We start from the raw sequence: 15,690 nt of genomic DNA, 5'->3' as shown, positions 1-15,690 counted from the left end.
CAGCTATACCTAGAAAGTAGTAAGGAGTAATATGACTGCGGCTTCATAAAAGGAGGTTTTTAGCATGAATAAAGACTCATTCGGCATCTGCATTAATAGTGCCATGCTTAAGAAAAATGAGCGTACAACATTCACTCATGTTCGCGCCTATCAGGCTGATGATTCTGGACTAGATTTTAGAGTGTTGCTTGCGATCCCACAGATCACAGGAAAAGAACTTTTAAATACCATGCAGCATTCGCGAAACTTAGTTTGGCGAGCGACTTATCAATGTAATTGTGAATATGAGTAATAGTGAATGTTCTACTACTTAAACTAAACGCCAGTGATTCCCCCACTGGCGTTTTATGTTTTTAACGTATCGGATATAACAACTTCCGATTAATCAAGCCTCTACAGACCTAAAATTGACCACCAAGCCATACCTGTTGCCATGAATACGACAGCAGAACTGATAGCAATAACTAAACCAATTTTCATCCACTCGGCACTAGTGTGGTAACCATAGCCCATCATGATTGGATTACGAGCGTGAGAATAGGTAGATAGGTTACACCCTACGTTAGTAATACCCGCTACAGCTAACACTGCAATGATTGGCGAAACACCCAGAGTCATCAATGCGCCAATGACTACCGGACCCAGTGCCATCACTTTTGCTGTACCAGACGCAAATAAATACGCACTAATCAGATAAAGAGCCATCATAGCCATTAAAAATAGTGTTGGCGATGCACCGACCATACCCGTTTTCAATGCATGAGCAACGCTGTGCCCTACCCAAGTAGAAAATCCAGTACCTTTCAAATTGTTCGCCATACCCATTAGCGTGGCAAACCAGAAGAACGTATCCCAAGCTGCAGAGTTATTTTTAACATCATTCCAGCTAAGCACATTGGTGATGATTAATACTGATAAACCAATAAACGCAGCTACTGTAGTGTACATACCAAATGGTTTTGTCACCCACATAATGATCATAGCGACAAAGGTGCCTAACAAAATCCATTCTGGCGCGGTTGTGCCTTTCAGTTTCGCCAATTCTTGTTTGGCAAACTCAGGCGCTTTTGGCGTCTCTTTTGTTTTAGGAGAAATGGTTTTGTATAGAACAAAAGGAATGCAGATCAATAATGCTAACGCTGGAACCAATAGATACTCAGACCAAGTTGCAAAATCTAAAGTCACACCCGCCACGCTCAAAGCAATACCAACTAAAGCCGCATTACCTGCAAAACCAGTGCTGAAACCAACCGCAGATGCATCATTCATCGCAGACGATGATGAAATCAGAAATTGTCCTAGTTTCTTGTCGTCTTTATCAATGACTTTTGCCAAAGAATCGGCAATCGGAGCCATAATACTGGCGCGCGCTGTGTTTGAGGGTGTACCCGGTGCAATTAAGAAATCAGCAACGCCAAGGCAATACGCTACACGTAGAGTCGACTGACCAAACTTGCTTAGCAATAGTAACGCTATACGCTCGCCTAAACCTGTAGTCGCAAATGCTTTCGCCAATAAAGTGGCAATAACGATAAGCCAAATTAAAGGATGATTAAAATCTCGTAAAGCAATCGTCAATGCGCCTTTAGAAGAACCAGCACCGGTTGGATCGCACAGAATAAATGCAGTGAGCCCTATTAACGCGGTAGCGCCTGTTGGTAATACGTTACTAATGATACCTGCAATCGTTGCAATAAAGATGATCGCCGTATGATACGCCGTCACATTCAACCCACTTGGTGGTTGCACATGCCATAAAATCAAAGCGACTATTGCGATTATTATTAATGGGATTAATTCTTTTATTCGGGTCATAGTATTACCGTTATTTACCTGGTCTACGGATGAAGGCACAAGATAATCCTGTCGCCTTTGAATTACATGTTTCTCGCAAGTGCCAAAGATAATCCGGCACAAACTCTGTTAGAAAAACATTGCAACTATAAACCATAGGTAAATGTTTTAGAGTAAAAACTAAGAAGCATAGTTGCATACTTAAATTTCACTCTAAAGTGTAAATTCCACTTGAAAAACCCCAACAAACCAAAGGATTTATAATGGTGAAAAATCAAGCAATTATACCCAAATAAACTTTGACGTCGGTTTATGATCACCAGCACATAGCTTATCCAATTCAGGCTACTCAAATGTGATTAAACAACAATGCTAGTCACAAATTACCCACTTACGTTACAGATTGTTAAAATCAACTTATAAAAATACAAAATAACTTGAAGTTCATATTTTAATCACTGAAAATTGGAGAAGCATTTATTTTACATTTATAAGGAATACCTACCGTGCTGAAAAAACGATTTTTCAAGACTAAGGATGAAGTTGAAGTCACGTTTGAGTGGCCAAAATCTGCAGAACAATCTATTGCCATTGCGGGCGATTTTACGGATTGGCAACCAGTTGCCATGAAATACAGCAAAGCAAAAAAAGCGTTCAACTTTAAAACTCGTTTTCCAAAAAATGAACAGTTCCAATTTCGCTACTTGATTGACGGTGAAATTTGGGAAAACGACCCTAAAGCTGATGCTTACGTACCGAACGACTGCGGTACAGATAACAGCATGCTTTGTACCGCTGAAGCATAATTGTTGTTGCTAACCAGACACTATAAAGGCTTAGTCTACGACTAAGCCTTTTGTTTTACCCTATACCCATTAACCGTGAAAATTAGCAAACCTGTTACTTGCCAATTTTATTGTTCTACGAAAGGATTACTGTATTTTACATCACTTAACATGCTTTGATCGGTCAGCGTATCGAGAAATGCAATTAATGCCAGTTTCTCTTCATCTGTAAAATCAAATCGAATAGGCTCATCATCACTGCCTAAAAGTGGGCTCAATAAATTCTCATGCTTTTGAATACCAGTACTGTAGTGTTCAATCACTTCATCCAGATTTGCAAACCGACCATCATGCATATAGGGCGCTCTAACTGAAATATTACGCAAAGAAGGCACTTTAAATTTACCTTCATCCTTTCTTAGTTGAGTTGTTTCAGCAACACCTAAATCATCAGTTGATACCAGATCAAGCCCATTATTTGTGGCAATAGTTGTTGCTAATTCCTCATTTTCGAGTGGAACAACGCCAACAAAGGCTTCGGATATATGACATCCAGCGCAATTGACCATGTCACCATTTCGAGTCTCTTGCGGTAAGAAAAATAACGATTTGCCTAAATTTTCTTGCTCGGTAAATTGAGGAAAATCTCTTATTGGTGAGCTTACATCTTGCCTTGCAAGATCATACTTTGCCGTAGTACTGATCATGCTCCTGATAAACTGAGCTAATGCTCGTGATATTCTGTCACTTGAAATCGTCGCATCGCCAAAGGCATCTTCAAATAATTCAGGATAATAATCCTGATTTCCGACAATCTCTTCTAACTCAGCTAACACTAACCCCATTTCTACAGGATCTTGAAAAGGCATCAATGCTTGTTCTTCTAATGAATCCGCCCTTTCATCCCAGAAGAATTTACCTGAATAGTAAAATGTGGCATTGGTTAACCCCATAGAATGTCTTCTGGTTTCACCGCCATCAAAACCGACACTTAGTACTTTTGGATCGGAGAAACCATTTTCTTGAATGTGGCATGAAGCACACGAAACGGTTCCATTAGCCGACAGTTTTATGTCGTAAAACAACACTCTGCCTAACGTGGCTCCCGCATCTGTAGTTAAATTGTGATCGGGCTGATTATCCATATCGATTGCAGCGCGCTGAAACTGAAAGCCCGCTGGAAAATAGTTCACCAAATAATGTTCAGGAAGCTCAATATTGGAGTAATTAAAATGAGTCTCAGGTAAGTTAAGTACTGATGATGGGCTGGTTTCAGGAGTAGTTTCAGGGCTTGTTGGGACTTCTGGATCGGCAGCTTCTCCGCTACTACCGCTGTCACTTCCACCGTCACTATTACACGCAGTTAAGCATAGCGTCGCAAGTAAGGTAACTAACGTATTTTTAGTACTGATTGTTGGCATCATTAACAATATCTTAATCCATTAATTCATTAATTCATATGCCAGTCTAGCATACTCAAATGAAAACCTTCGATGATGAGCTTCGATAATGATAAACCTAATTAAAATCCAGCATGTTTATGTGTTGGCTTATACCTTTGTTTACAAATAGGTACTGTAGAAAAAATAGCAAGTAATAGACACGCTGATCACCACCACAATGTTTTTAACCCATATCTGCGGTAAACGTCTTGATATATGCGCCGCATAATATCCACCCACCATGGTACCCACTAACACCACCATAGTCGCCGGCCAATCAATCGCACCTTGCAGCATAAAAACGACAATTGCAGTTAAAGAGACACCACACGAGATCAACAACTTAACCCCATTCATCGTATTAATGTCTCGGTAGCCTGCGATCACCAAAAAACTTAAAGAAATAATGCCAAGCCCAGCATTAAAAAATCCACCATAGGTGGCTATAAATAATAACCCGAACCAAATCGAAACTTGCCCCACCTTAGAAGCATGTTTATATCTACCGGATAACGTCTGCAAAAACCGATTAAATTGAGGCCCAATAATAAACAGCACAGTGGCAAACAATAATAACCAAGGGATCACTTTTAAAAAGGTGTGCTCTTCGACACGCATCAGCGACCAAGCCCCTAGCCCTCCACCGATAATACTTAGCACTACTATCTTAGGTAAATTGGCGCGATCTTTTTTAATGTCTTCTTTAAAGGCATAAGCACCGCTGAGATAGCCCGCAGCAGATGCCAAGGTGTTACTGGCGTTTGCCATGATCGGCGGCACACCACTGAGCATTAACGCAGGAAAAGTGACAAAACTGCCCCCACCGGCAATAGAGTTCATCACGCCGCCCACAACACCTGCCATAAACAGCAAAACAAATTCCAAAATTCCCACTTAAATTCCCTTTTATAACCTATGAGCCATAACACTATAGCGCTATCAATGATGAGTACGTCATAAAACGACATATACAACGATAAAAATGGAGTATAGAAAGGCAATTAGTACGCAGTCTGTCCACTAAGTAAAGTGTACGCATAAGCTCGGTGACTGCGCGTGCTTATTTGTAATAAAAAGTATTACGTTATCTTTAATTCTCAAGTTAAAGGGGTGATGAACGCTAACATCGTACCCATTTTTTCTTCGATTCTTCTGTGCGTTTAATTTTTTGCGTGGATCGTAGTGCATTGATCACTTTAGTAAAATCAGATTGAGATAAGTTTAATTGCTTCTGCAAACTTGGATCTAAAGTACGGGGAGAGGTTAATGCTTTGAGCATCTTTTCTTCAGGCGAATGAGGCTTTGATGAGTTGATCTTGGGTGGATTCGGTATAGTTGAAGTGGGCTTTGATAACTTAGACTTCAGTGGCTGCGGTTTAAGAATAGGAACCACAGTTTGCTCTCTGGTGCGAATGCTTTTACATGCTGAGCCCAACTGATCACATTGAAATTCAAATGCCGATATCAAGCTTTCGTCATTACTGTATAGCTCAAAATGAGTCGAACCTAATTGTCGTTTATCCAAAGCTGACAACACCCTAGACAAATACGCAATAATATAGAAATCCGCTTGATTTTGCCCGCTAGGATAATCATTTAAAAATAAATACAGCGACTTTTCACACATCAATTTAACGGAATCAGATTTAGAAAAAACAAATACCTTATCCACGATTGAAGCCGTTAATTTTCCCAGTTCTTTCAATCCAACATTTTCAGCATCGACAAAGATCATTTTCATAGTTAATCAAGCTCCATTTGCTTAACATTTACACATTCCAGTGGTGTGGTTACGAACAAATTTAATGACGTTTAACCATTTTACCTAAGTCGACAGTCGCGAGAAGCAAACAGATCACAAGTATATGATTTGTAACAATACAGCGGATGTTGTGTGCACTTCTATCCAATACACTCAGCAAGAAACAGAAGTACTCACAAGCGCAGTGCCTTACTTATATTTTAATGTCATCAAAATATGGTGCTTTGTTGTCACAAATATTTTAAATATTGTTGAGCGATCGTTCAAATTTCTACTATAGTTACTTAGCCTAACAACTCACAACAAGGAAAAGTTATGAATCAAAATCCCGAATCTCAATCAACAGAAACTAGAACAATTCCTCAAGAAGCATTTGATTGGTATGACGAATATGCACACGGCCTCATTGACCGCAGAGAATTTATGGCTCGCTTATCTGGACTGGCCGTCATTGGCTTAACCATGACAACATTAACTTCGGCGCTGATTCCCAATTACGCCAAAGCCGAACAAGTCTCTTTTAATGACCCTTCCATCAAAGCCACCTACGAGAAGTTCCCATCCCCTAAAGGTCATGGCGAAGGACAAGGCTACTTAGTGGTACCAAAAGAGATCGAAGGCAAATTACCTGTTGTATTGGTTATCCATGAAAATAGAGGCTTAAATCCATATATTAAAGACGTTGCCAGACGACTTGCTGCTGCAGGTTTTATCGCGTTTGCACCCGATGCGCTTTATTCCCTTGGCGGGTATCCGGGCAATGACGATGAAGGCCGAGTGATGCAAAAATCGCTCTCGAAAGAGCGAATTGAAGAAGACTTTATTGCAGCTGCCAACTTTTTGAAAACTCATGACAAAAGCAGCGGAAAACTAGGCGCAGTCGGATTTTGCTTTGGCGGCTATATCGTCAATATGTTAGCGGCCGTAATGCCAGATCAGCTAGATGCAGGCGTCCCTTTTTACGGCACACCTGCCGCACCTGATTTAAGAAAGAATGTAAAAGGACCACTGCTTATCCAATTTGCCGGCATCGACAAACGCGTAAATGCAACTTGGCCCGACTATGAAGCCGAGCTCAAAAAGATTAACGCAGAATACACCGCTTACATCTACGAAGGCGTAAACCACGGCTTCCACAACGATTCAACCGGCCGATATGCTAAAGAAGAAGCGGAGTTAGCCTGGTCTCGCACACTTGAGTTCTTTACTAAGCAGCTTTCGTAAAGGGGGCAACTGAGACGAAGTTAACTGGGTTCAAAGGCGTGTTATTACTAGTTTGCGTAACACGTCTTTGCCCCATTCGGTGTTAACGTAATTATCCAGTGGCAATTCACTCTACTGAAATCACCGTACTTTTCTTCATGGTTAGTAGCATTGAAGCCATGGTAGGAAACTCCGATTTCCATGCGAAAACGGAGTGTCCAGCCAGCAATTTTCATTTGAAATCGGGCCTAATTACTCTTTATTAAAAACGACATATACACCCTCAAAAGTAGCAACCAACTCATCAGCACAAAATAGGTTGCAGGCTATTTGAACACGTCCTATGCCTTTACGTTGAAACGCACGATGAAACCGAGACCACATTGTATGGTTGTCATATTTACATACAACACGAACATCACCATTGGCGGGTTTCAGGTATCGAATGTTATTTTCTTGAATAACAATTTGATGCTTTTCACCCTCCAACTGGGCATAAACTAAAGACCAACCAGCTAGAATACCGACAACAGATAAGCTGCCACCAAACACCGTATTCATGTGGTTGATGTTTATTTTCAATGGTGCTGTAAGCTCGATAATTTTGACGCTACAAGTATTCACCCCGATACCCAGAGATTTTGATACTGGTATATGATGATGAAGGTAGGCTTCAAACTCTCTATTTTTCATATAGACCGTTACCTTTTCAGTGTGCCAAAATAGTGTAAAAGTTCGATTGAGTGGGAGGCAGAAATTACGCCTTAGCTAATTCAGTTAATACTTGCTTATACGTATCCACTGATTGGGCTCCAGATATAGCACTCTCACGATTGAATACAATCGTTGGAACTCCTGATATACCCGTTTGTTTCCATTCTTGTTCCTGCGATCGGACATGATTTCGTATATTATCGTCATCTAGACTTTTCATTGCTTCTTCTACATTGAGACCCACACTTTGCAGTTCTTGCCTGAGAATGCTTTTGTTAGAAATATCTTTTTGCTCGCTATAAAACGAAGCAAATAATCGATTTTTAAGCTCGGTTTGCTTACCCACACTTTTTGCGTATTCGAGAAGAATATGAGCATCAAGCGTATTTACCGCTTTTAGTCCGTCAAAGTAATCGAACTTAAATCCAACGTCTTCTCCAAGCTCTGTCATCTCTTTTCTGAAACGAATACTGTCTTCTAATGTGGTGCCGTACTTTCTTTTGAGGTGGGCACGTAAGTCTTCACCTTCAGGCGGTATATCTGGATTTAGCTGAAACGGTTGCCACTCAATCTCAATGTTATCTTCCATACCAAGCTCTTTTATGGCGGCATCTAAACGCTTATAACCGATAATGCACCAAGGGCAAACTACATCTGACACTATATCTAATTTGATTTTCTTACTCATATTTTTCCTAATACATCCCATGATGTTAGCCTTTGATTTATTTTATAAAATAACATTAAGCAGAACCCAAATTTATTGGCTATTTGTATCCAGCTTATTTCACCAGTTGAAAACTGGCGGTTCTATATTTTTTGCTCGCAAAGCTGGATTGTCGGGGCGGTATTAGTGAAATTTGGAACATCGGCTTTTATCTTATCTGCATTTGGACCAAAAGCTGTTTGAAATGACTCTATAGAATCAAATGAAATAGTACTGATTGCCACATATGGTGCAGTTTCTCCGGGTACAACATTGGCAATCCCTTCATCGACAGTTGCCCCTTTTACGGCCTCTCCCAAAAGCTCGCCGATCATAGGAACATGTTTGTTGCAGTAGTAATCAAAATCAAAAATAACATCATCTTTATTTGGGTACAGTACGTATGCTTTAATCATTGTTATACCTTTTCTTTAAGTTAAGTTTTAAGTTATTGGGTTTACATTTTGTTCTTGGGCATTGCTTTGCCAATCATTGATTCACCCATTGTGGCCTGCTTTTGGTGGGGAATTATTCCAGAAAAAATCGCGGTCATTCGATTGCGTTTGCCGGGAACTACAACCGCTTTTTTACCTAAACCGTTGATCGCAATTTCGGCTACTTCCGCAGGATCTTTTGCAACCATTGGCAACTTAGACCAGTCAATACCATTGTCCGCAGTCATCGGTGTGCTTGTTAGCCCCGGAGAAAGAACGGTTACATCAATACCCTTGGGTTTAAGCTCGCCATGAAGAGAAGCACCTAGTTGTAGAACATAGGCTTTGGTACCTGCATAATTTGAAAAATATGGAGAAACCATATGACCAGAAAGGCTTGAAACCATTAGAATGCCACCGCGTTTTCTTTCCACCATAGCGGGTGTAAAGTGGTGAGTCAGTTGCAATACCGAGGTAACATTAAGCTGCACCATCTGTAATTCTTTAGCTAACGATGTCTTAGCAAATGAACCATTTATTTCAACACCTGCTGCGAGTACCAACAAACCTATTTCTTGCTTCACCTGCTTAACTTTTTCAACCCCTTCAGTAGTAGCTAAATCTGCTGAAACAATCATTGTTTTAATTCCATAACGATCCGCAAGCAATGCTGCGTGCTCTTCAAGTTCTTTTTCTCGACGAGCAACCAAAACAATATTTAATCCCTTTGCTGCAATCTGGCTGGCCATTTCAGCACCGATGCCAGACGTTGCACCTGTGATAAGAGCCCAATCGCCATATTTTTCTTTAAAGCTGATACCCATAATTCGTTACCTTTATCTGTGTTTAGCTGATGGGGTAACTATATGGAAATTGGAGAAGGTAGGCTCTTCAGAAAAGTTCAAATATTGCTCAGATTAGGTCAAACGAGCCAATCGGTCCGGAAGGAATAGGTGTATGGTGTCAGGCTAAACGAAATTCAGAAGGAGACAGACCGGTTTGTCCTTTGAAGGTACGGTTAAAGGTGGAAATCGATTCGAAACCCGTTTCAAAAACGATGTCAGAGATACGTAAGTTATTATCTTTCAGTAACACCTTAGCTTTGTTGATTTTTAATTTGGTAATGTATTTCATTGGTGGTTCTGAATACACCTCTTTAAACTTACGTTTAAAGGTAGAAACACTCATATGACATAATGCCGCCAACTCATTCACACTCAGATCCGCATACAGATTACTTTGGATAATATCTTCAAATTTAGCAAAATTAGGTTTAAACATGGAAGCAAGAAAATCGAGCTCAGACGGGGCATTGGTTCTTTTCGCCATAAGAATGACAAATTCACGTAGCTTACTCTCGATAAGTAAATCATCAGCCAACTCTGGAGAGTCTAGCAATATGTTAATGCTGTCGCGATAGTGCTCAAGCAATCTATCCACTTCAACCTGCATAATATTATAATTAACCCTGTAGTTTGACTGACTAATATCAAAGTTAAACAGTGACTGAAATATTTCAGGGTAAAGCAAGATGCCAATCGCTTCACCTACTCCTTCATCATTGTGGTAGCTTGTATTTTCATAAAAGTAGTTGGTGCATTTTGCCAGAACTCCACAGTTTTTGTTCAATGACGCGGATTCTGTCTGCTCCCTGACGTTAAAATTACCATTCGTAACAAACGCAAAACAGGCTTCACTACCTACAAACACACGCGGCATACGCTTGAAACTGGGGATATCTTGTTTTTGAAAAACAACACGTCCATTATATTTGATTGTTTTCATTTTTAAGGCACCGTTCATAACACTACGATAAGGATAAAGCAGATTAAAGATATCTACTCACTCGGCTTACTGACTAATATATTAATCTTATAACTAAAGTAATGATGGGTATTTTTAATGTTGTTATTTTTCCTGCAGAGCAAGAACTTCTGAAGCAATCGCAACTACGCAAAAAATACCACTAAACACACCAACCAAGGTCTCAAGTGTCCACATTTTTGAAAAACCATTAGAGAAGTCTTCGGGGTACTGCACTGCAATATGATCAAGTGTTGGGTACAGTGCGGCACTCATAATCATCAGACATATAAAATTCCACGCAAACAGAAACCCTCTTGCTTTATTATTACCAAACATGAGTACGGTAAGTAGCGCTCCGGTTAAAAAAAACTTTGCCATACCAATCCATTTGCCAACAATTATTGGTAAACGTTGTAGTGAACCGTCTCCCATCATAGCTGCATCATAACCGGAAAATTTTCCTAATGCAGGGTGAGCTAAAAACATTGTAGAAGTCTGTGTCATCCACATAAGGCTGTCTACAATTTCATAAACGGTAAATATCCCGAGCCATACGAAAGTTGCACGGGCTAAATTTTTTGAATTGATTGATATTGTTTTCATTACTATTCCCATCATTGATTAGATGGACGAGATAATAGTAATAAGTTGTGCATTGGCACTTGTCAAATAAGGTCAAAAACTGGGCAGATTAGTCCAATGTCTCTTAAGTTTGTCATTGATTGTAGGTTATTGAAAATAATGTATTGAGCTTATCTTGATTGACAATACTTTGCATAAAGTGAATCTGATACCGAAGAGCAGAGATGGAAGCTATTGTCCGGTTTCGTTTACGAGCGGCATCACCTGAAGTGATGCCTTTCTGCTGTTTGGGAGATGAAAAACTTTATGATGGGTAAGTTTCGCTCTACAAGCCAAACTCACTTTTGTCCAAAGGTTTGTTGACGGGTTTAGTGCTAACTCACTTTTCCCCAAAGCTTGCTATCACAAGTTCATCGATGACCTATCATTTGTAATGATAGGTACGCAGGAAACATATTCTTTGTGCAAAATTCAAGACCTGACCCCGTTCCATAAATGTGTAGGAATAGCTATGCCAACCTTGTGACCTGACTATTTGTACAGTTTATTAGGTTTATCTGACTGCAATGTATGAAAATGGCTTGTTTTGTCGAGTGCTTAGTCTCGTTTTGTCGGTAAGAACTTTCATAAGACATTGATAATTAGGGGGTTATCGTTTTCTTATTTAAGATAACGAGCATTGTCAAAAAGAGATAACACGCACACTCGTTTTTATGTAAATGCAAAATGTGACGCATATGCATTATATTTCAATAGCTTATGGTATCCTGAATGAAAATTAGGCAAGCAGAAAAACGAGCAGGCCTTTTATTAAGAATGTTAGTTGTCCAAATAAAATGCGCGACTGTATGGATTGCGAATTATCGTATTACGATAATTTATTATTGACAAACAATAAGCTTCGTGATTGAATTGACCTCAAATAATTAACAGGAGGCGTTACCATGAACAATTTAAAAAGAATTAAAAAGATCAGTCGAAATTTCCATTTGATGTTTTCTGTACTGCTTGTTGTCGTGCCGTTGTATTACGTTATCTATTGGGCTTTTATAAATTATTTTCCAGAAACATTAATCACTGTAAATGTAGGCTCAAATCCACTAATTCCAAGTCCTTTGTCAATTGGATTACGTTTAATAGGGTTCTTAATCAGCTTGCTTCCTCTTTCTGCGTTAATTTATGGACTTATAAATATTAGAAAGCTCTTTTCCTTTTATCAGAAAGGCGTGATATTTTCTTTTGAGCATGTCAATATTTTCAAAAGAACTTCAAAATCTCTCATTTTGTGGGTTTTCTTATCGATATTTTATGAATCTGCCAAGAGTATCTTATTTTCGATGGGAAACCCTCCTGGGCAAAGAACTGTTAGTATCGGATTTAGCTCCCCAGAAATTACAACACTTGTTGTCGCAGGGATTGTTTTTGTAATTGCTTGGGTAATGGATGAAGGCCGCATTATAACCGAAGAACAACACTTGACTGTTTAGCTGGAGTATACATGCCTATAATTATCAATTTAGATGTAGTTCTGGCAAAGCGTAAGATGAAGTCAATTGAACTTGCAAAACTTATCGGAATTACTGAACAAAATTTATCCATATTAAAAACAGGTAAAGCTAAGGCTATTCGAATATCAACGTTGGATGCAATATGTAAACACCTTAAGTGCCAACCCGGTGATATCCTTCAGTACAATGAATAACCATCAACTAACAATGCAATTTCAGCGGACGCAAAAAGCCGCGCCGCTGAATTGCGGCGTTAGTGCTCTAGAGGAAATATGAGCGGGAATTCGTTTATATCAATTAGAAATGCAACCATAGCCTCTGTAATTGCGGGAGTAATACTCTTAGCTGTACCAGTTTTGAAAGATTATGTTGTTAGTTTTCTATCATGGACTTGGTCGGGTGTAGTTTGGTGCAGTGAAGCACTGATTGATTCATATTCTCTTCCTGGCTGGGCTTGGTTGCTAATTTCCATCCTCACCCTAATTGGCTTAATAAACATATATTTAGCTATTAAAGGTGAGCCCGAAGAGCCAGAATTTAAATCCTATGTTGAGGACCTTATGCATGGTGCTAATTGGCGTTGGACCTGGATTGGAAATCAAATATCTAATGTCTGGTGCTTTTGTCCAATATGCGATGCAACTTTAGTTTACGACGATAGTTCTTGCCGTTTTTACTCAGATGTCAACAAAACCGATTTTATTTGTGAGAACTGTAATCGTACTGTTGTTGCCTCGATAAGTGGTGGCGACAAAGATTACGCAACTGGTGCGGTAAAGCGTGAAATTAGCAGAAGGATTAGAACTGGTGAGTATAAAAAGCACTAACAAGGCGCTGCTACGGAAAATTCACTCGCTAGCGCTCCTAAATTTCCGCAGAGCGTGGCGTTACTTTCCAATACCTCGGCTAATCCGTTATATCCTAATTTAGTAATATAACTGACAAGGTCTTGTTCAAAAGTGAGTTAATTCAGCAAATCGGCTAACAAGGTTTTGCCCCAAAACTTGCTATCACAAGCTCATCAATAACCTATCATTTGTAATGATCGGTACGCAGGAAACATTTTCTCTGTGCAAAATTCAAGACCTGACCCCGTTCCATACCTGTTGCACCCGTGATGATGACTTTCATTGTTTTATTACTTCAAGCGCTAGTGCTTTATCTTTAAGGATGACTTGAAGGTTCGCGGTGACATTCCTGTCTTGGATTTAAATAGCTTAGAAAAATGTTGTGGATATTCAAAACCAAGGTCACACGCAATTTGGGTAATACTCAGGTTGTCCTCAACTATTAACGATTTAGCTCTCTCAATAAGGAAAAGGTGGATGTACTCCAGCGCGGTCTTTCCTGTTTCACGTTTTAGCAAGTCACTTAAATAATAAGGCGATAGTCCTAACTCCTGGCCGCAATATTGAACGGTTGGCATACCTTTCTCTAAGGGTTTATTACTAAGGTAATAGTTGTTTAATAATTCCTCAAACCGCCCCAAGTAATCACGGTTTATATCAGTCCGAACGTAGAACTGCCTATCGTAGAATCGCACACAGTAATTGAGTAGGAGTTCTAGGTTGGATTGTAGTAATGATTGAGTATGGCGGTCGATGGTTTGGGAATACTCAGATTCTATTTTTTCGGCGATATCTGTTGCAAGTTCAATCTCTTTGGCGGAAAGATGCAGAGATTCGTTACTTTCATAATTGAAGAAGGTGTACTGATCCATTTTCTTCCCAAGGCCTGAACGAGAGATCAGATCAGGGTGAAACGCGATTGTCCAACCTGCAGCATTCGGATCTATCTCAATGTCAGAAGCGACCGCTGATTGTCCGGGGGCAATAAACACCATTGAACCATCATTAAAGTCATAGGTGCTTCTTCCATAGTTCAAAGTGCACTCGATCCCCTGTTTCAATGATATCTGATACAACTCAAAAGCGTAGGTGTTACCTGATTCCACTTTACCTTGAAATGCAGATTGAGGAATCACCGTGATCAACGGGTGCAATGGGCTAGGCATCTCTAAGTAGCGATGTAATTGGGTGATTGATTTGACAGTGTTCACTCTATTCATTGGCTATTCCTCAACTGCGTTTACATTTAGGCGGTGTGTACTTCTGGTACAAACATGTCAGAAACGGCTTTCATCAATTGATCTTCAGGCATAGATTTCTTCATTTGTAAGATTGCCTCAGCATCGCTTCCTGATACGTTATGCACGGGGGTATCTTCGGTCACACACAGATAGATTTTATCTGCGACTTCTTGAGGATCGGATTCTCTCGTACCTTGTTGACGCATTTGCTCCATCGTTGCATTCATCTTCTGAAGCATCTTATCACTGTAATCCCTAATTTGTTGGTCACCGTTAGCAAGAATACGATGAGGGATCGTGGTAAACAAGTTGGTCTCATAAGCTCCAGGAGCAATGACTTTTGTCTTGATATTGAACGGGGCATATTCTAGAGCTAGGGCTTCAGTTAAACCCTCAATAGCAAATTTAGCCGCGCTATAAATAGAAGAGTAAGGTGAACCTAAAATTCCAGCAAGAGAAGAGATATTGATGATCACCCCTTCCTTTTGTTTACGCATTATTGGTAATACTTGTTGTGCAACACGCATCGGACCATAAACATTAGTATTAAATATGGCGTTGATCTCTTGATCATCCCACTGTTCAAAAACGCCCATCCCAGAAATGCCCGCATTGTTGACTAACGCATCAATGGTGCCGAATTGTTTCATGCCTACATTAATAGCATCAGTGATGCTTTGTGGGTCAGTGACATCAAGCCTTGTCACGAGTACGTTAGCAAGCTTGTCGAGATCGGTTTCTTTTTCTGGTGAACGCATTGTCGCGATGACATTCCACCCTTTGCTTTGAAAAAGTCGCGCGGTAAGCTTGCCAAAGCCAGTGCTGCATCCAGTAATCAGTACGGTTTTATCGTTCATGATGTTAA

The 15,690-nt window shown here is 39.9% G+C and carries 18 protein-coding genes; 6 read left to right on the top strand and 12 right to left on the bottom strand.

Translation table 11 applies throughout. The annotated features are described in order from the left end of the window. Positions 1–64 precede the first annotated feature (64 nt). Complete coding sequence (locus VHA01S_RS04100; protein ID WP_023403087.1) at positions 65–292, top strand: hypothetical protein; 228 nt, start codon at positions 65–67, stop codon at positions 290–292. A gap of 101 nt (positions 293–393) precedes the next feature. On the opposite strand, the gene VHA01S_RS04095 is transcribed toward VHA01S_RS04100, so the two are convergent. After that, complete coding sequence (locus VHA01S_RS04095) at positions 394–1,815, bottom strand: DASS family sodium-coupled anion symporter (RefSeq protein ID WP_023403086.1); 1,422 nt, start codon at positions 1,813–1,815, stop codon at positions 394–396. 485 nt (positions 1,816–2,300) lie between these two features. Here VHA01S_RS04095 and VHA01S_RS04090 point away from each other — a divergent pair, with 485 nt between their 5' ends. After that, positions 2,301–2,600 (top strand): isoamylase early set domain-containing protein, encoded by a 300-nt coding sequence (locus VHA01S_RS04090; protein WP_021713691.1) that lies wholly within the window; start codon positions 2,301–2,303, stop codon positions 2,598–2,600. Positions 2,601–2,707: 107 nt separating this feature from the next. Here VHA01S_RS04090 and VHA01S_RS04085 read toward each other — a convergent pair whose 3' ends face one another. The 3 genes from VHA01S_RS04085 to VHA01S_RS04075 all read right to left on the bottom strand — a co-directional run bounded on the left by VHA01S_RS04085 (position 2,708) and on the right by VHA01S_RS04075 (position 5,762). Then, the gene (locus VHA01S_RS04085; RefSeq protein ID WP_039970121.1) at positions 2,708–4,003 is read right to left on the bottom strand and encodes a cytochrome-c peroxidase; all 1,296 of its coding nucleotides are present in this window, start codon (positions 4,001–4,003) and stop codon (positions 2,708–2,710) included. 138 nt (positions 4,004–4,141) lie between these two features. Next, positions 4,142–4,885 carry a sulfite exporter TauE/SafE family protein gene (locus tag VHA01S_RS04080; protein WP_174375513.1) on the bottom strand — a complete coding sequence of 248 codons (744 nt, stop codon included), beginning with the start codon at positions 4,883–4,885 and terminating at the stop codon, positions 4,142–4,144. A 256-nt stretch (positions 4,886–5,141) separates the two neighbouring features. Further along, positions 5,142–5,762, bottom strand: coding sequence for a hypothetical protein (locus tag VHA01S_RS04075; RefSeq protein WP_023403083.1), 621 nt, complete (start codon positions 5,760–5,762; stop codon positions 5,142–5,144). 336 nt (positions 5,763–6,098) lie between these two features. On the opposite strand from VHA01S_RS04075, the gene VHA01S_RS04070 reads away from it, so the two are divergent. Continuing rightward, the gene (locus VHA01S_RS04070; RefSeq protein WP_023403082.1) at positions 6,099–7,007 is read left to right on the top strand and encodes a dienelactone hydrolase family protein; all 909 of its coding nucleotides are present in this window, start codon (positions 6,099–6,101) and stop codon (positions 7,005–7,007) included. A 231-nt stretch (positions 7,008–7,238) separates the two neighbouring features. On the opposite strand, the gene VHA01S_RS04065 is transcribed toward VHA01S_RS04070, so the two are convergent. The 6 genes from VHA01S_RS04065 to VHA01S_RS04040 form a co-directional block, all read right to left on the bottom strand. Then, entirely contained in the window at positions 7,239–7,679 is a 441-nt protein-coding gene (locus VHA01S_RS04065; protein ID WP_023403081.1) for a YiiD C-terminal domain-containing protein, read from the bottom strand. Between the two features lie 64 nt (positions 7,680–7,743). Beyond that, a complete protein-coding gene (locus VHA01S_RS04060) occupies positions 7,744–8,388 on the bottom strand; it encodes a DsbA family oxidoreductase (RefSeq protein WP_023403080.1) in 645 nt (214 codons plus the stop codon). A 122-nt stretch (positions 8,389–8,510) separates the two neighbouring features. Beyond that, the gene (locus tag VHA01S_RS04055; protein ID WP_023403079.1) at positions 8,511–8,822 is read right to left on the bottom strand and encodes an EthD family reductase; all 312 of its coding nucleotides are present in this window, start codon (positions 8,820–8,822) and stop codon (positions 8,511–8,513) included. Between the two features lie 41 nt (positions 8,823–8,863). After that, positions 8,864–9,664 (bottom strand): SDR family NAD(P)-dependent oxidoreductase, encoded by an 801-nt coding sequence (locus VHA01S_RS04050; RefSeq protein ID WP_023403078.1) that lies wholly within the window; start codon positions 9,662–9,664, stop codon positions 8,864–8,866. Positions 9,665–9,803: 139 nt separating this feature from the next. Next, entirely contained in the window at positions 9,804–10,625 is an 822-nt protein-coding gene (locus tag VHA01S_RS04045; protein ID WP_205530087.1) for a helix-turn-helix domain-containing protein, read from the bottom strand. Between the two features lie 123 nt (positions 10,626–10,748). Next, a complete protein-coding gene (locus VHA01S_RS04040) occupies positions 10,749–11,249 on the bottom strand; it encodes a hypothetical protein (RefSeq protein ID WP_023403076.1) in 501 nt (166 codons plus the stop codon). 923 nt (positions 11,250–12,172) lie between these two features. On the opposite strand from VHA01S_RS04040, the gene VHA01S_RS04035 reads away from it, so the two are divergent. From VHA01S_RS04035 to VHA01S_RS04025, 3 genes are all read left to right on the top strand, one after another. Next, positions 12,173–12,715: a DUF2975 domain-containing protein gene (locus tag VHA01S_RS04035; RefSeq protein WP_023403075.1), complete on the top strand. Its 543-nt coding sequence runs from the start codon at positions 12,173–12,175 to the stop codon at positions 12,713–12,715. Between the two features lie 11 nt (positions 12,716–12,726). Beyond that, positions 12,727–12,930 carry a helix-turn-helix domain-containing protein gene (locus VHA01S_RS04030; protein WP_023403074.1) on the top strand — a complete coding sequence of 68 codons (204 nt, stop codon included), beginning with the start codon at positions 12,727–12,729 and terminating at the stop codon, positions 12,928–12,930. A gap of 78 nt (positions 12,931–13,008) precedes the next feature. Further along, positions 13,009–13,563, top strand: a complete 555-nt coding sequence (locus tag VHA01S_RS04025) for a hypothetical protein (RefSeq protein ID WP_023403073.1) — start codon at positions 13,009–13,011, stop codon at positions 13,561–13,563. Positions 13,564–13,886: 323 nt separating this feature from the next. On the opposite strand, the gene VHA01S_RS04020 is transcribed toward VHA01S_RS04025, so the two are convergent. Both VHA01S_RS04020 and VHA01S_RS04015 read right to left on the bottom strand, forming a co-directional pair. Further along, on the bottom strand, positions 13,887–14,804 hold the full coding sequence (locus VHA01S_RS04020) for a helix-turn-helix domain-containing protein (protein ID WP_023403072.1): 918 nt from the start codon (positions 14,802–14,804) through the stop codon (positions 13,887–13,889). 26 nt (positions 14,805–14,830) lie between these two features. Continuing rightward, complete coding sequence (locus tag VHA01S_RS04015) at positions 14,831–15,682, bottom strand: SDR family oxidoreductase (protein WP_023403071.1); 852 nt, start codon at positions 15,680–15,682, stop codon at positions 14,831–14,833. Positions 15,683–15,690: the final 8 nt, after the last annotated feature.

The organism is Vibrio halioticoli NBRC 102217 (assembly GCF_000496695.1).
In the GTDB taxonomy this organism is placed as follows: domain Bacteria; phylum Pseudomonadota; class Gammaproteobacteria; order Enterobacterales; family Vibrionaceae; genus Vibrio; species Vibrio halioticoli.
This window is presented reverse-complemented; position numbering and strand designations above follow the sequence as displayed.

Excerpts from the sequence above, each read along its gene's own strand:
- VHA01S_RS04085 (WP_039970121.1), bottom strand. The coding sequence starts at position 4,003 with ATGATGCCAACAATCAGTACTAAAAATACGTTAGTTACCTTACTTGCG.
- VHA01S_RS04030 (WP_023403074.1), top strand. The coding sequence starts at position 12,727 with ATGCCTATAATTATCAATTTAGATGTAGTTCTGGCAAAGCGTAAGATG.
- VHA01S_RS04055 (WP_023403079.1), bottom strand. The coding sequence starts at position 8,822 with ATGATTAAAGCATACGTACTGTACCCAAATAAAGATGATGTTATTTTT.
- VHA01S_RS04060 (WP_023403080.1), bottom strand. The coding sequence starts at position 8,388 with ATGAGTAAGAAAATCAAATTAGATATAGTGTCAGATGTAGTTTGCCCT.
- VHA01S_RS04100 (WP_023403087.1), top strand. The coding sequence starts at position 65 with ATGAATAAAGACTCATTCGGCATCTGCATTAATAGTGCCATGCTTAAG.
- VHA01S_RS04035 (WP_023403075.1), top strand. The coding sequence starts at position 12,173 with ATGAACAATTTAAAAAGAATTAAAAAGATCAGTCGAAATTTCCATTTG.
- VHA01S_RS04045 (WP_205530087.1), bottom strand. The coding sequence starts at position 10,625 with ATGAAAACAATCAAATATAATGGACGTGTTGTTTTTCAAAAACAAGAT.
- VHA01S_RS04075 (WP_023403083.1), bottom strand. The coding sequence starts at position 5,762 with ATGAAAATGATCTTTGTCGATGCTGAAAATGTTGGATTGAAAGAACTG.
- VHA01S_RS04025 (WP_023403073.1), top strand. The coding sequence starts at position 13,009 with ATGAGCGGGAATTCGTTTATATCAATTAGAAATGCAACCATAGCCTCT.
- VHA01S_RS04015 (WP_023403071.1), bottom strand. The coding sequence starts at position 15,682 with ATGAACGATAAAACCGTACTGATTACTGGATGCAGCACTGGCTTTGGC.
- VHA01S_RS04050 (WP_023403078.1), bottom strand. The coding sequence starts at position 9,664 with ATGGGTATCAGCTTTAAAGAAAAATATGGCGATTGGGCTCTTATCACA.
- VHA01S_RS04020 (WP_023403072.1), bottom strand. The coding sequence starts at position 14,804 with ATGAATAGAGTGAACACTGTCAAATCAATCACCCAATTACATCGCTAC.
- VHA01S_RS04095 (WP_023403086.1), bottom strand. The coding sequence starts at position 1,815 with ATGACCCGAATAAAAGAATTAATCCCATTAATAATAATCGCAATAGTC.
- VHA01S_RS04040 (WP_023403076.1), bottom strand. The coding sequence starts at position 11,249 with ATGAAAACAATATCAATCAATTCAAAAAATTTAGCCCGTGCAACTTTC.
- VHA01S_RS04065 (WP_023403081.1), bottom strand. The coding sequence starts at position 7,679 with ATGAAAAATAGAGAGTTTGAAGCCTACCTTCATCATCATATACCAGTA.
- VHA01S_RS04080 (WP_174375513.1), bottom strand. The coding sequence starts at position 4,885 with ATGGCAGGTGTTGTGGGCGGCGTGATGAACTCTATTGCCGGTGGGGGC.
- VHA01S_RS04070 (WP_023403082.1), top strand. The coding sequence starts at position 6,099 with ATGAATCAAAATCCCGAATCTCAATCAACAGAAACTAGAACAATTCCT.